We start from the raw sequence: 14,880 nt of genomic DNA on the forward strand, positions 1-14,880 counted from the left end.
AAGTTAGATGATTTTATAAATGAATAAATGTGTAGCTTGACTGTCACTAGATCAACAGTTTTTCTTTGAAAACGTTTTCTTAGTTGATGATGCGTATTATACTGACATTAGATAAAAGATACTTTAGAATATGGAGGATTATGGGATGGTTATGCTTCGAAGTATTTTTGAGCTGATACCTAATACTTGGGAAATTCAATTTGCTAGTCAAGAGGTGGCACACGCTGATTTTGATGCAACTTTTGTTAAATATGATCAGAAAAAATTTGGGGCTATTACTGTATTTGGAAATAGTTGGTATATTGGTACCAAGTTAACTGATTCTGAATTTGAAAATGACTTGAGTACCTTTTTGACCGAAGAAAATATTCCAACAACTGCTTATTCTATGAACAAGACTACGATTGGGAAACATTGGATGCCATATTAAGAATCTAACTGACAAACGAAGCATGTGATTTTAGTAGAAATCAGTTCGCTTTTTGCATTGTTATTACGTTCATGATACTAAAATGTACGTTCAAGATTTTTTTGCCCAATATCATGAAATAATGAGATGATTTAATAGTTAAATCTAAAGGGCTAAGAGTGATAATTATGGCAGAGGAAAATAAAAAACAAGAAGATCTATTAGAATTAATGTATGACTTTGTTTTGAATCCTAATATTTCGACAAATGAACGTAAAATTGGTTTATTGGCTAAGACTGATTTAGAAAAAGGTCGGTATCAAATTGCGGTACTTAATCAAATAGTTTCTAGTTTTCAGATGTTGGCGGTCGCAAACAAGGGGTTAACTCCAGAGTCAGGTGCCTTTTATAAAAAAATCTATGCATTCTTAGTAAAGAATAAATCATTTGGCACCAATATTGGTTATGTGGGTGCACAGGCAAGTTATTTGGATTAATAAGATGAAATTAATTGACTAAATACTCGATAATTTCATTCATTATTATTAAGGATAGAATACGAATGGCCCCTCATTTTTAGAGAAATGAATGAAGTGACCCCCTTAGGTTGGAGAAATCCAACTAGGGGTTTTTTCTATGGTCAAATATAATATTGAAACAAAAATAGAAGCGATCAGACTTTATAAAAGTGGTATTGGAAGTACCACAATTGCTAGAAAGCTACGAATATCTGAGGAATCTACAGTCCTTAATGGGGTAAGATTATGGGAAAAACATGGTTTGTCCGGTATTGTCAGATCAAAGACATTGCCAAGCTACTTTTCTTCCTTCAAAATGAAAGTAATTACTTGGTTGGTGAAACACAGGACTTCATATTCTGAGACCGCGGCTCATTTTGATGCACATAAGAGAAATTATGATTCTCAATATGATTCAGATCTATCAATCATTAAAGATATTAAATCCATACGTGATGAAGATAGTTAGGCCGAAATCCTTGGCCATCGCCCACTAATTCGGATGGTCAATTCAATAAGAAACTCTTGTGGAGAAGAAACTGTGAATCATAAAAGAGTTCTACGAGTAATAAAGCAGAATGATCTCCTAAGCCATTTGTAATGAAAAAAACAGCTAAATATAACAGCCATGAAGGCAGTAAAGGTGAAGAACACAAGAACTATATCAACCCAAGATTCATGACAGACCGTCCTTTACAGAAAATTGGAACTGACGTGACTGACGAAAGGTAAGGATTTGAGACCATTGATAAAAGACTCTATCTTTCAATCTTCACTGATTTTATTAGCCACTTCTAAAAATGACCAGGGATACTGGCTATTTAACGACAATATATTCAGATTAAGGAACCCAATACCAACGCATATTGAGAAGAAACCAAGTTAGATAAAGCATATCTCGCAATTCGTTGCTTGCGACAACAGCCTGATCCGGAGCTGTACTGAACCACAAATACGTGGCACAGAGACAATTAGAGGAAACAATATCCAAATGAATCAGACTTTATAACAACAACGAATTTGACAATCAAACAAATGGCTAACGCCAAATGAAATGAGAAATAAATATCAAAAAAAATATGCCTGAGCACATTTCTGTGATCAGACATATTAATGAAATTCACTCCAATTATTGGGATGTTCACTTCATTGGATACCTTTTTTACTACTTATCAAAGAGTGCAAAATAAATTGCCCCTAGTCCTAGTACAAGACTAATAATATTTATTACCGCATTAATTGAAACAACGGGGCCTTTGAAGATTCCGATTGCCTCATAGACTAAAGATAGTCCAACCCAGAATCCAAATCTCTTGTAGAATTTTTTATTTATTTTCATTGCCATAAATATTAGACCTTTTTATTATTTGCCCCTTAAATGCCTAAGTCTACTTTGTGTAAGGGCGGTGTTAGACCAAGCTTGCATGCCAATTCCGGTTCCATATGCATGCCATATTTTTACGAGGATAGATCCACCACGAACGCTGTTTAGTTCTGTGTTGTCTAAATCTTTTTTAATCATTTTATCTCTTTCCCTTCCCCATGTTGATGCCATCGTTGATTCCTGACATTATATCTTTTCTGTGGTTCCATCCATTCGCAACAATTTTCCATGTCCAAGGTACCTTGATACCCCAGCCACCACTAATTGACTTTAATTCTGATAAATTTAGTTTTCTGCTTTTCATAATGTGTTTATTTCCTTATATATTTTTAGTTTAAAAATGTTTACGGATCCAAGATCCAATAGTTGCTCCATCGGAATAATTCCAAATATTTTTACCACCGATAATGTTTTTTAAATTAGTATTCTTTAAAGTTTTATATTTTTTCATATTATTAAGTCCTTAATTTTAATGTTTGTGGTGACGTCCGGTAAAACCATCTATAAAACCATTAACAAATTGTCCAAACGAACCACCTTTAATATTTTCTAAATCATTATTTTCAATTGTTTTAAATCCATTTTTTACTTTCATCGTTATCATCTTCCTTATAGTTGTTACTTTTTGATTTTTAAATTAAAAAGTATATTAATAATAATTACCGGCCGGTTATTATTTAATACATGCAATATTATAAAATTAGAATTGAAATTTATGCTGGAAATAATATTAACGTTTAAATTTTTGGTATTATCGTAAAGTTACGTGCAAATGACATATATTTAAGTTTGTTTTGAATTGTGGTTATTTAATTGGGAATACGATTATCGGAACTTTTCTAACGATAATAAATTTTGAGAAATTAATAGCGAGAATCTAATATAATTATTGATGAAGTATATATATAATAATATGAGAATCATTTTAATGTATCAGATGATATTTTTGTTAAAGTGATCAGTATATTTAGGAGGATTAAAAATGGAAAAATTGATTTCAGAAAAAAAATTAAAAAACATTTCTGGTGGAAGAGCAAATAACTTAACTATGGGATTTGGAAAAAATAAATTGGTTAAAACCATATCTAATTGGTTTAAACATTAAAAAATGGTTGGTGTATATCCTGAATTGGAATTTACGTCAAATTGTTTGATAATCCTTTTCACTCTGTTTCTGTATTACCATTTTATTTTTGAACACATTTATAAACATATAGTAATAATTATTATTAGCTCTCTTTTTTGGGGAAGCATGGGCATGTTAGTGTATGATTTTAGTTATTTATTTCTTTTATTTTATTTGATTGTTTTTGAAATGATTAAACAGAGGACTATCAAATTTGAAAAGAATGAATTAAATCCCTTGATGCTGATGTTGATTTTGGAATTAATTATTTTTATATTTAGTGGGTTGATAGGAAAAATGTTAGAATATTTCTTTACAAAAGGAATATTGGGAATGCATTATAACAATTTGATGCTTATATTAAGCTTGATTATTAATGGATTAATAGTAGCTATTTTGATAAATATAATTAAAATCAAAAAAAATAAAATTAAAAATATAACATCCAAAGTTAAATCATTGAATCTTGGTAATAGAATATTTTGGATGCTTTTTTCATTGTTTTTATCTTTTGAAATAATATTATTTGTTAGTGATATTGAAGGAGTAACTTCTTTTATTAAGGGGACCATTCTAGTGATTTTCGTATCTTTGTTGTTCTTCATGATTTGGCAAATGGCAGATTTAATCCAGTCCTTTGCTAATAAACAAAAGATGATTGATACATTTCAACAAAATAAGCAATTAAATGATTATTTAAAAAGTGTTCAAGAACAATATGATGATCTACGAAAATTCAAACATGATTTTAAAAATATTGTTCTATCAATGCATATGGAACCAAATGATTTGGTAAGCAAAAATTATGAACAATTGTACCGAGAATTAACGCAACAGAAAGAATTTACCTCTGATTTAGATGGTAAGATCATTGTGGAGTATAAAAAAATTGTCAATGAACCATTGAGAGGATTGGTTATTCAAGAATTCTTTAAAGCTAAATCGAGCGGAATTAATTTAAATGTTGAAATTGCTGATAATTATATTCAATTAGACGATGATATTTTAAATGTTGTTAGAATAGTCGGAATTTTACTTGATAATGCTATTGAGGAAACAACCGTTGGCGTTAAAAAGAATATTGATTTGGCATTTATAAAAAATGATGATGTGCTAGAGATTTCAATTGAAAATCCTTTAAATCATTCGGTTGATGTTAGGGATATTTTTAAACAAGGATATTCGACTAAAGGAAACGGACATGGAACTGGACTTGCAAATGTATCTGAGTTAATAGATAAAGATAGTAATCTCTATTTGGATACAGAAATTATTAGTAATAAGTTAAGAATTACACTAATGATTCTTAAAGGTGGATAATGATGTTTTCAATTTATTTATTAGAGGATGATGAACAACAGAGAGCGTATTATCGAGAAATTATTGATAATTCAATAATGATCAATAACTACACAATCGAAGTGGCAGAATTAAATGATGTAGAATCATTTTATAATGCTTTTTCTAAAGAACAATTTGGACTGTTCTTTTTAGATATGGAAATTAATGGTGATATTAAAGCAGGTGTAAAAATCGCTGAATTTGTCAGAAATAGTATGCCTGATGCCAAAATTGTTTTTGTTACGACACATGAAGAACTTGCTTTTTTGACTTTGGAAAGAAAAATATCTCCCTTGGATTATATTTTGAAGGACAATGATAAAGAAGAGATAGGAAACAAAATAAGCAAAGATATTAGTTTATCGCAAGAGTACTATCGGAATTCAATTTATGAGAAGGAAAATATTTTCGGATATAAAATCGGATCTAAATATTTTTCGATACCCATGAAGGAATTGATTCGAGTATATACGGAAAAGGAATCTCCAGGACGTGTACATCTGGAATCAGATAGCAGAGAGATGTCTTTTCCAGGGAATTTGAATTCATTGGAAGACAAATATAATAATTTAATTAGAGTTGATAAGAGCTCATTGGTTAATATTGATCGAGTGTCCTCATATGATGTTCATAAACGGATACTCTATTTGGATAATGATTATCAATGTGATGTTTCATATAGGAAGTCAGCAAAAGTCAGTCGCCTGTTTTAAAAAAATAAGATGATTAGCCCTTGGGTAATCATCTTATTTTTTTGTTTAATTGTTAACTTGGTAAAAACAGGGCTTGTAGTCTCTTTTTACGTTAATACTGGAATAGGGGACATTAATAATTAATTGATTCATATATTATCAGAAAAAGTACAATTATTAATGTAATCGAGATTATAAATATTAATTAAGGAGAATTTTGAGAAATGGAAACTTTGAACAAGTTTAATACTATTGATAATAATAGATTGATTAAGGTTTATGGTGGGAAGCAACATGGATTTACATTTAACATTACTTTAAAGGGAAATATCCATTTTGGGAGAAAACGTTAGGAGAAATTAAAAATGTTATCAAAGTATAGTACTCTAAATAATAAACAATTAGGAATAATTACCGGTGGTAGAGGTATACATATTTGGGGATGGATTAAAGCAAAGATTAGTGGAAGCTGGTATTAAAAAAGGAGTCTATGGATATTTATTCATAGACTCGTTTTAATTTGGAAAGGGAGTTGGTAGTATGATCGAAAAAAAATTTAAAATTTTCACTGTGATTTTTTTGTATTTTTTATTAGTTGAATTTGCATTAAATTTCTTTAATTCGGTTTTTAATGCGACAAATTCTAGCCTATTATTTTTTACAATACAATCTGTGCTTTGCCTTGTTATCATTTCTCTTTTAAAAACAAATTTTAGAAACGATATTGATAAAATACACACAAATTTAAAAAAGTTATGGTTAATTCCGTTATTCGTTATTTTAGATTTAGTAGTTCAAGTTGTAATACAAAATGTTTTGCCGATTAATTCTACTAATCAATCGGGAATAGAAAATGGAATTCAAAGCAGCAGCTCAATGGGAAACTTTTTTATAATGATTATTGTGGTATTTATTGGTCCGATAATGGAAGAAGTGATTTTTCAGTATTTTATTCAAAAGGTTATATTAAAAAATAATTTTGCTAAATTTATAAATAATAAAAAAATGATTTCTATTCTAAGTGTTATAATTGTCACCGTTTTATTTATGGCATTTCATATTCAGAGCTTTAAAGATATATATGATTTGTCATTTTTAGAATATTTGGATTTGAGTATGTTTGCAATAATATATGAGTTAACAGATGAGAATTTGTTATATCCAATTTTTACACACATCTGTTTAAATCTAATTGCCTTTATTTCTGTGATCGTTGCATAGAAATTTAATATTAATAGTATTAAATTGCGTTAATCTTGATTAGCCTTACGTTTATAATTGAAATCTATTTGATCAGAATAATGATGAGAAAATATTATTTAGATATTTTTATATGGGAGAATTTTTATCATTGATAGTCAATAAAAACATATATATACCTCAAGTGGACGAAAGCGATTGTGGGGTAGCAGCGTTAGCTATGATTTTAAAGAACTATGGTTCAAGATATTCCATCGCCAGATTACGTAACCTTGCTAAAACAGACAAAGAAGGAACAACTGCCCTTGGTTTAGTAAAAACCGCTCAAAAATTGGATTTTGAAATCCAAGCAATTCAAGCTGATATGAGTCTCTTTAAAGAAAAAGATATTCCATATCCCTTTATTGCTCATGTTGTGAAAAATGGGACGCTTGAGCATTATTACGTGGTCTTAGGTTGTACTAGAGATCAAATCATCATTGCTGACCCTGATCCTAGCGTTAAAGTAATCAAAATGTCGAATAAAAGATTCACTTCAGAATGGACTGGAGTAGCACTATTTTTTGCACCTACTTCTCAATATAGACCGAAAAAAGTAGATAAGAAGGAATCGCTATTCTCATTTGTGCCAATCTTATTTAAGCAGGAACGTCTTGTGATTAATATTATTTTGGCCGCCATTCTAATTACGATCATTAGTATTTTGGGTTCATATTTCTTACAAACGGTCATTGATACTTATATACCAAATAATATGAACAATACTTTGGGTATTATTTCACTTGGTTTGATTGTTCTTTATATTTTTCAATCGATATTTACTTATGCTAGAGATTTTTTGTTGGCGGTCCTTGGACAACGTTTGGCAATTGATATCATCTTAGGCTATATTAAACATATTTTTGAATTGCCGATGGAATTCTTTGCTACCAGAAAAACGGGTGAAATTGTTTCTCGATTTAATGATGCTAATAAGATTATCGATGCTTTAGCAAGTACGATTATTTCGATATTTCTTGACGTCGGAATAGTTATTATTATGGGTACTGTTTTGGTAATTCAAAACAGTACGTTATTTTTTATTACATTAATCTCTTTGCCAGTATACGTAATAATAATTTGGATCTTTGCCAAGCCATTCGAAAAATTGAATCAAAAGGAGATGGAAAGTGGCTCGGTTCTTAATTCATCAATTATTGAGGATATCCACGGAATTGAAACCATCAAGGCATTGACTAGTGAAAATCAACGTTATGCCAAGATTGATAGTGAGTTCGTTGATTATCTAAAGAAAAGTTTGAACTATTTGAAGACAGATACTTTGCAGCAAGCGATAAAACTATTCTTGCAACTGATTCTTAGCGTTATCGTTCTGTGGGTCGGAGCCATCATGGTAACTAAGAATCAATTATCTGTTGGTCAATTGATGACTTACAACGCATTATTAACGTATTTCATAAATCCGCTTCAGAATATTATTAATCTTCAATCTAAGTTACAGTCCGCAAAGGTGGCTAACAATCGATTGAACGAAGTTTACTTGGTTGATTCAGAGTTCAGTGAGAACAGAACAATCAGTAATGATGCGCAATTAAGTGGTGACATTAAACTTGAAAATGTCGATTATAGTTATGGTTATGGTGACAATGTTTTGAACAAAATCAACTTGTCGATCAGAGCTGGTGAGAAATTAACGATTGTGGGAATGAGTGGTTCTGGTAAATCAACTTTGGTCAAATTATTGGTGGACTTTTTTAAACCTAATGTTGGTAAAATTTATATTAATGAGAATGATCTTCAAACTGTTGATAAGCACGTATTACGTCAATTTGTTAATTATATTCCGCAAAGTCCATATGTTTTCTCAGGAACAATACTTGAGAATTTGACACTTGGAAATAGAAAAGATGTTACAAATAAGGATATTGTTGAAGCATGTAGGATAGCCATGATTGATAAGGATATTGAAAGAATGCCATTGCAGTTTGAAACCGTGTTGGATGAGAATGGTAATACGCTATCTGGGGGTCAGAAACAAAGAATTACGATTGCTAGAGCTTTGTTGTCCCCAGCCAAAGTATTGATATTCGATGAATCCACTAGTGGGCTCGATTCCATTACGGAAAATCGGATTATGAATGAATTGATGAAATTACGTAATTTAACAGTTATCTTCATTGCCCATCGACTTTCGATTGCTAAAAAGACTGATGATATTGTTGTTTTGGATAAAGGGAGCATTGTAGAAAAGGGTACACATATTGAATTAGTAAATAAAAAAGGTTATTACTATAACCTTTTGAATAATTAGGGGAATTATTAATATGGACAAAAAATTTTTAGAAAGTAGCGAATTTTATAATAAACGATTTAATAATTTTTCAACGCTATTGATAATTCCTATAACGATTCTATTTCTGGCGATAGTATTCTTCTCATGCTTTATGAAACGCGAGGTTACCATCGAGTCATTCGGTACTTTGGGTAGTAAAAATAATATTCCAATTGTGCAATCGTCATCGAATAGTGCCATCAAGAATAATTATTTACGAGAAGGAAAATATGTCAAAAAGGATGACACTCTTGTTACGTACACCAATACAAATAATCAAATCAAATTGGATTCTCTAAAAGAGCATAAGAATAATTTGGATAATCAAATTAGCGGATTAGTTACCTTTCAAAAGGGTGTCGAAGCAAATCAGGATACTTTTTCAGAGGACGATGCTTTTGGTTATCGTAATTTGCTCAAGAGCTATTTGAATCAGAGAAATATTTATAGTATTGAGAATCAAATGTTGAATGATAAGTCAGCATTTTCAGATGATAAAATAAAACAACTTAGTAATTTGTATGGCGATACGATCAAACAAAAGACAGACAGTCTTCAAGCCTATCAGAATATATTTAATGCCATTAAAAATGGTAAAACGTATTCATCTAGCGCTACTTACGGTTATATTTATGATGGTTATGTATCTGAATTGAAGAATTCGGATGATTCTAATAGTAAAGCAGCGGTAAAAGAGGGTTATTTAAAGGATATTCAGCAACAAATAGATAGTACTAATGATGAAATTAAAAGTTCAGAAGGACAAAAGGATTCACTAAAAGATTTCAATGATACGAAATATAATATTGATTCTAATAATAAAAAATTAGAATCGCTTCAAAATGACCAATTAAAGAGTATTTCAACAGAGTTAATTAAAGATAATTCTGATTCTAAAGATTTAGACACTAATATTAAGGAATATAAGGAATTATCCAAAGAATCATATGTTAAAGCTAAAGTTTCTGGAATGATTCATATGAATAATGATGCTTTAAAAGGTGCAAAATATGTCGGTTCAGGATCAGAAATGGCTGAGATATATCCGAACTTGAAGAAAAACGATACAATCAAATTACAAAGCTACGTTTCTTCTAGAGATATTTCATCCATCAAAAAAGGTCAGCATTTGAGATTAGAAATAACTAGGAACGTTCCTAGACCTATTATAATTGATGGAAAAATCAGTGTCGCACCAGTGCCGGTTGATAAAGGAACGTACTACGTTATAACGGCAGAGTCGAAATACAATTCTAATATAAGCTTGCAGATTCATTATGGTATGAGCGGTAAGACTAATATTATTACGGGGAAAGAAACATTCTTTAAGTATTATAAGGATAAGTTGTTAGATAAGAATTAAATTTTGTTGTTCCAGACTAGATAGCTGGTTGATTATTATTAATTTAAAATAAAAATCACACTATATTATTGTGAATCTCTTAATTGAGGATTCATAAATAATATAATGTGATTTATTTATTTGAAAATGTATTCTATTTAATAACTGAACTTGAGTAAGAACCTAATTTTAAATTGATATAGAATCTTTTTTGAATTTAAAGTTTTTTTAAGGGCACAAGGAGATCAGGCTGCAGTCTTATTTTAACCTTTCAAATCCCCTAATAACCATAACGAATATAAGATAAACTAGTTAATTGTTTCATCAGGTCCGATTGTTGTGGAGATAAAGTGATACCATTCTTACTCATAATATTGGAAATCGCGATATTCATGCGACTTAGAATATATGGGATTGAAGATTCTTGTTTTTCTAATTCATCTTTATAATCAATTAAAACTTTTTGTAAGGGCTCAGTTTTGACATCGCCATTTAGATTAGCCAGTAAATCAGTTATAATTTCGGTCGCACTATTACTCCGTGAGACACCACTAGAAAACCATTTTAGTTTGTTCATAAGTATTTCATCTCCTTGATACTAATATAACCTATGTAAAATTATTTATATAGAAACATCTTGAATGACGATTTATTCATTCTTGAAACTAAAAATAGCGACTTGAGAATGATTTTTCATCCACAAGGCGCTATCTTAAATTAATTTAATTCACGACGTTCTTCGCGTTTACGTAACCATGGCATAACGAAGCCAAGTCCGAATAACACGATAACAGTAATAAAGTTCAATAATAATTGATGATTGAAAGCACCAGTACCGAACTTAGCTTCTTGAGGAATGAATCCCAAAGTAGCACAGACGAAGGTGAAGGCTAGACACCAACCACCGACAATCAAAGCACCGGTTTTACTCTTGATGAAAGTATAATCAGAATGGAATTTTTCTTGATGCAATCTCATCGCAACAAAGGCGAAGAAGACCCAACAAGTCTTATATGGTGAGATGATTCCGTTGATGTTCAATAACCAGTTATAAATAGTATTGATATTTGGCAGAGTACCTGTCAAAAGTAATAGGAACAAACTCAAGGCAGTCGTCATAGTGTAACTGTGAATTGGACGGCCTTTTTTGTTGGTTTTAGTTAACCATTTAGGCATGAATTTGTCAGCGACATCACCGGCAAAGACCCGACTTGAGGCATCCAATAATACGGCCAATTGTGCCATCATAAAGATAGCTTGAACAACGGCAAAGATGTACATCAATAATTTACCTACTCCCAAACTGTTACCTAATAGTTGGAAAGCATAGTAAGGACCATTCATCTTGAAATCATGTGGAATATGGTTGGCATTGAAGAACATTGCCAAGGCCAAAGTACCAAAGATAGTTAAGAATCCAGTCATGATGGCTAATAGCCACATAGCTTTAGGAAATTCATGTTTAGGATCACGCATCTGGACAACGTATGGAGCAGCTAATTCAGCACCAGACATGGCAAAAATCAATAGTCCGGTAGTTGAGAAGTATTTCAAACTAAAAGATGGTTTGAAAGCTCCCCAGTTGAATGGTTGGGTAGCGATATGGTGACCATGTAAAACGGCGTAACCAGCTAAAAGTACGAATAAGAATGACATGATAAACATGGCACCCCCACCGATCAAGGAAAGAATTTCGAGTGAATTCTTGATCACGTTCTCTAACAAAATGAAAAGTAAAATAATGATAAAGGTTAAAATACCGAACCAGAAGGTCGACATTCTTTTGTCTAAAGTATTGTTTCCTAAGAACATCCAACTGAATGAAACGATAACTGAGTTGGAAACATCGACAATGTAAGGGACACTTTGAACCCAGTACATCCATGAAGTCCAGTATCCTAAAGTATCATTACTAGAGTGTCGTACCCATGAAGCAAGCCCCCCGGCCTGATTGTCAAAGGTTAAACTCATTTGACTGGAAATTAGTGCATAAGGAATAACGTAAGAAAAGAGTAGGAAAATCCATGAGATAACCACGGATAGTCCTTGGTTTTGAAATGGATAGAAGATATTTTCAAAACTGATGATGGTAACAAAGTCGATCAGAGCGATGACCTGCCATCTCATATAATGCTTATTTGGTGTTGGTTCAAGTGTTTCCAATTTATTTTCCCCCGAATTATGTCTATAAAAGTCTTGCTAGAAAAGACTTTCAAACTTCGGTGGTTTTAGCGTAAGCAGAGAACTGTTTATTTTCACTTGTGTGTGACCTCGATATGTATATATAATCAATGCGGTAATATTTATTCATAAAATTGAATTGTAAATATATAAAAAAAACACACCCAGAAAAGTATAGGTATTTATATATATCATTTGCAATACCTTTTGTGAAAAAAGTTAAAAATAGGGGGAAAACATGAACTTTCTGAAAATTGCTATTGGTAATGATGTAAAATTAAACGATTTGAACGAATGGTCAGTAGTACCATTTACCGACAAGATCGATATTGCTGAATTAGCAGCGGTTGTTCTGAATGAGAACGATCAGACTAATTTAGAAATTGCTAAAAATCTACAAAAAACATCAGGTCTAGGTATCCCTATCATCAAAGTAACTGGTACTGAAACTGCCGGTGAAGTAAAAACAGCAATAACAAAAAGGGCTAGTGACTATACAGCTGAAATGGTGCCAGGTTTTTTGACTGACCTAGTGAACTTTGCTGAAGATCGTCCTATTAGTTTTACTACGCCGGGCCATCACAATGGTCAATATTATGAAAAACATCCGGCTGGGGTGGTTTTTAATCGCTTCTTTGGTAAGAACTTCATGTTCGCCGATACCAGCGATACGGTCGATGAATTGGGTGATACGATGACCCATGGAGGGACTCCTTTGACGGCCGAACAGAAAGCTGCTCAAACATATAAGGCTGATAAAGTTTATTTTTGTACTAATGGAACAACTAGTGCCAACTCCATCTGTGCCAGTGCCTTATTGTCCGAAGATGATTTAGTGTTATTTGATCGTAATAATCACAAGTCACTTTATAACAGTGCTTTAGTTATGAGTGGGGCTAAACCAGTTTATATTCCAACTGACCGTAACCCGTTAGGCTTGATTGGTGAGATGAATCCAGCAGCTTTGGATGAAAAAAATATTCGAGCTGAAATTGCCAAAGTCGATCCTGAGAAGGCTAAAGCCAAACGGCCCTTCCGATTAGCTATCGTACAATTGGAAACTTACGATGGAGTTTTCTACGATGCCAAATGGATGCTTGATAAAATAGGTAAGCTTTGCGATTACATTCTGTTCGATTGTGCTTGGGGTGGGTTTGAACAATTTGTGCCAATTATGAAACACCTTTCACCATTGGAACTTACTTATGGACCAGATGATCCCGGTATTTTGGTAACCCAATCACTACATAAACAACAAGCCGGCTTAGCTCAGACTTCACAGATTTTGAAAAAAGATGCCCATATTAAGGGACAAGATCGTTACGTTGACCATAAACATTTTAATAATGCTTATTTGAAATTCGTGACTTCCAGTTATTCGTATCCAATTTATGCGTCATTAACAGTTAATGCCTACCTAACAGCCGGTCAAGGGAACAAGAATTGGTGGGATGAAACGCTCAGAATGGGAATTGAATGGCGAAAAGAATTATTGAAACGTTCCCAATTATTTAGACCATTTGTACCAGATGATTTTGCTGACATTAGTACGAATGAATTGGCTACCCAGAGTAAGTATTGGGAATTAAACAGTCATGATAAGTGGCATGGCTTCAATGAAATGGATGATGGACAGGCAATGATCGATCCTTTGAAAATCACCGTTATAACGCCTGGTATCGATGTGAAAAAAGCTCAATATCAGGACAATGGTATCCCTGGTCCAGTAGTGGCTGAGTTTTTGATGGAAAAACGTATTATTCGGGCGAAGGATGATTTGAACTCACTATTATTCCTATTAACTCCTGGTGATACTAAAGAAGAATTAAACGTTTTATTAGATGCTTTCTTGGAATTTGAAAAATTATACTTTGAGGATGCACCGTTAACAAAAGTTTTACCAAAGTTAGCTGAAATATATCCAGAACGTTATCGGAATTATACTTTGAAACAGTTATGCCAAGAAATGCATGACTATTATCGTCAGAATAAAACTTTTACTTTGCAAAAGGAATTGTTTGCTAAAAAGAATATGCAAGGATACAAAATGACACCAGCTAAGGCTGATCAGTTATTCATGCGTAATCAAAGCGAATTGATTAATTTGAAAGATATTCTTGGTCGAACGGCTGTGGAAGGGGCTTTACCATATCCACCGGGAGTATTTATTGTTGCTCCAGGTGAAAAATGGGCCCAAATTGATCAACATTATTTTGAAGTTCTTGTAGGAGCAATTGAACGTTTTCCTGGTTTCGTGCCAGAAATTCAAGGTGTATATTGGGATAAGCAAGCGGACGGAACAATTTCAGTTCAAGCCGAAGTTTTGAAGAAAAATTAAAACATTTTATTAGAGGA

Annotated in this window: 17 protein-coding genes; 11 read left to right on the forward strand and 6 right to left on the reverse strand. The window is 32.1% G+C overall.

Translation table 11 applies throughout. The features are described 5' to 3' along the window. Window positions 1–145: 145 nt before the first annotated feature. The 4 genes from IV57_RS06175 to IV57_RS13445 all read left to right on the forward strand — a co-directional run bounded on the left by IV57_RS06175 (window position 146) and on the right by IV57_RS13445 (window position 1,659). On the forward strand, window positions 146–430 hold the full coding sequence (locus tag IV57_RS06175; RefSeq protein ID WP_057880635.1) for a hypothetical protein: 285 nt from the start codon (window positions 146–148) through the stop codon (window positions 428–430). Window positions 431–597: 167 nt separating this feature from the next. Next, on the forward strand, window positions 598–906 hold the full coding sequence (locus tag IV57_RS06180; RefSeq protein ID WP_057880636.1) for a bacteriocin immunity family protein: 309 nt from the start codon (window positions 598–600) through the stop codon (window positions 904–906). 139 nt (window positions 907–1,045) lie between these two features. Next, window positions 1,046–1,396: a helix-turn-helix domain-containing protein gene (locus tag IV57_RS06185; RefSeq protein WP_057880637.1), complete on the forward strand. Its 351-nt coding sequence runs from the start codon at window positions 1,046–1,048 to the stop codon at window positions 1,394–1,396. A 131-nt stretch (window positions 1,397–1,527) separates the two neighbouring features. Further along, window positions 1,528–1,659, forward strand: a complete 132-nt coding sequence (locus tag IV57_RS13445; RefSeq protein WP_269083222.1) for a hypothetical protein — start codon at window positions 1,528–1,530, stop codon at window positions 1,657–1,659. Between the two features lie 433 nt (window positions 1,660–2,092). On the opposite strand, the gene IV57_RS06190 is transcribed toward IV57_RS13445, so the two are convergent. From IV57_RS06190 to IV57_RS13165, 4 genes are all read right to left on the reverse strand, one after another. After that, the gene (locus IV57_RS06190; RefSeq protein WP_057880638.1) at window positions 2,093–2,272 is read right to left on the reverse strand and encodes a hypothetical protein; all 180 of its coding nucleotides are present in this window, start codon (window positions 2,270–2,272) and stop codon (window positions 2,093–2,095) included. Window positions 2,273–2,450: 178 nt separating this feature from the next. Then, window positions 2,451–2,615, reverse strand: coding sequence for a hypothetical protein (locus tag IV57_RS13155; protein ID WP_157051918.1), 165 nt, complete (start codon window positions 2,613–2,615; stop codon window positions 2,451–2,453). A gap of 30 nt (window positions 2,616–2,645) precedes the next feature. After that, the gene (locus tag IV57_RS13160; RefSeq protein ID WP_157051919.1) at window positions 2,646–2,762 is read right to left on the reverse strand and encodes a bacteriocin; all 117 of its coding nucleotides are present in this window, start codon (window positions 2,760–2,762) and stop codon (window positions 2,646–2,648) included. A gap of 18 nt (window positions 2,763–2,780) precedes the next feature. Further along, a complete protein-coding gene (locus tag IV57_RS13165; RefSeq protein WP_162261215.1) occupies window positions 2,781–2,906 on the reverse strand; it encodes a ComC/BlpC family leader-containing pheromone/bacteriocin in 126 nt (41 codons plus the stop codon). A 387-nt stretch (window positions 2,907–3,293) separates the two neighbouring features. Between IV57_RS13165 and IV57_RS13170 the strand changes: the two genes are divergently transcribed. The 6 genes from IV57_RS13170 to IV57_RS06215 all read left to right on the forward strand — a co-directional run bounded on the left by IV57_RS13170 (window position 3,294) and on the right by IV57_RS06215 (window position 10,365). Then, window positions 3,294–3,416 (forward strand): bacteriocin, encoded by a 123-nt coding sequence (locus IV57_RS13170; RefSeq protein WP_157051921.1) that lies wholly within the window; start codon window positions 3,294–3,296, stop codon window positions 3,414–3,416. A 153-nt stretch (window positions 3,417–3,569) separates the two neighbouring features. Continuing rightward, window positions 3,570–4,757: a sensor histidine kinase gene (locus IV57_RS06195; RefSeq protein ID WP_057880639.1), complete on the forward strand. Its 1,188-nt coding sequence runs from the start codon at window positions 3,570–3,572 to the stop codon at window positions 4,755–4,757. A 2-nt stretch (window positions 4,758–4,759) separates the two neighbouring features. Next, a complete protein-coding gene (locus IV57_RS06200) occupies window positions 4,760–5,491 on the forward strand; it encodes a response regulator transcription factor (RefSeq protein WP_057880640.1) in 732 nt (243 codons plus the stop codon). A gap of 519 nt (window positions 5,492–6,010) precedes the next feature. Next, complete coding sequence (locus tag IV57_RS06205) at window positions 6,011–6,691, forward strand: CPBP family intramembrane glutamic endopeptidase (RefSeq protein ID WP_057880641.1); 681 nt, start codon at window positions 6,011–6,013, stop codon at window positions 6,689–6,691. A 112-nt stretch (window positions 6,692–6,803) separates the two neighbouring features. Next, window positions 6,804–8,981 (forward strand): peptide cleavage/export ABC transporter, encoded by a 2,178-nt coding sequence (locus IV57_RS06210; protein WP_057880642.1) that lies wholly within the window; start codon window positions 6,804–6,806, stop codon window positions 8,979–8,981. Window positions 8,982–8,994: 13 nt separating this feature from the next. After that, entirely contained in the window at window positions 8,995–10,365 is a 1,371-nt protein-coding gene (locus tag IV57_RS06215; RefSeq protein WP_057880643.1) for a bacteriocin secretion accessory protein, read from the forward strand. A gap of 259 nt (window positions 10,366–10,624) precedes the next feature. Here the strand turns inward: IV57_RS06215 and IV57_RS06220 are convergent, their stop codons facing one another. Together IV57_RS06220 and IV57_RS06225 are read right to left on the reverse strand one after the other, a co-directional pair. Then, the gene (locus IV57_RS06220) at window positions 10,625–10,921 is read right to left on the reverse strand and encodes a bacteriocin immunity protein (protein WP_057880644.1); all 297 of its coding nucleotides are present in this window, start codon (window positions 10,919–10,921) and stop codon (window positions 10,625–10,627) included. A 140-nt stretch (window positions 10,922–11,061) separates the two neighbouring features. Next, window positions 11,062–12,471, reverse strand: coding sequence for an APC family permease (locus tag IV57_RS06225; RefSeq protein ID WP_057880680.1), 1,410 nt, complete (start codon window positions 12,469–12,471; stop codon window positions 11,062–11,064). A 292-nt stretch (window positions 12,472–12,763) separates the two neighbouring features. Here IV57_RS06225 and IV57_RS06230 point away from each other — a divergent pair, with 292 nt between their 5' ends. Beyond that, window positions 12,764–14,863 carry a putative ornithine decarboxylase gene (locus IV57_RS06230; RefSeq protein ID WP_057880645.1) on the forward strand — a complete coding sequence of 700 codons (2,100 nt, stop codon included), beginning with the start codon at window positions 12,764–12,766 and terminating at the stop codon, window positions 14,861–14,863. The last annotated feature ends 17 nt before the right edge of the window (window positions 14,864–14,880 follow it).

Source organism: Companilactobacillus kimchiensis (genome assembly GCF_001438805.1).
Taxonomy (GTDB): Bacteria; Bacillota; Bacilli; order Lactobacillales; family Lactobacillaceae; genus Companilactobacillus; species Companilactobacillus kimchiensis.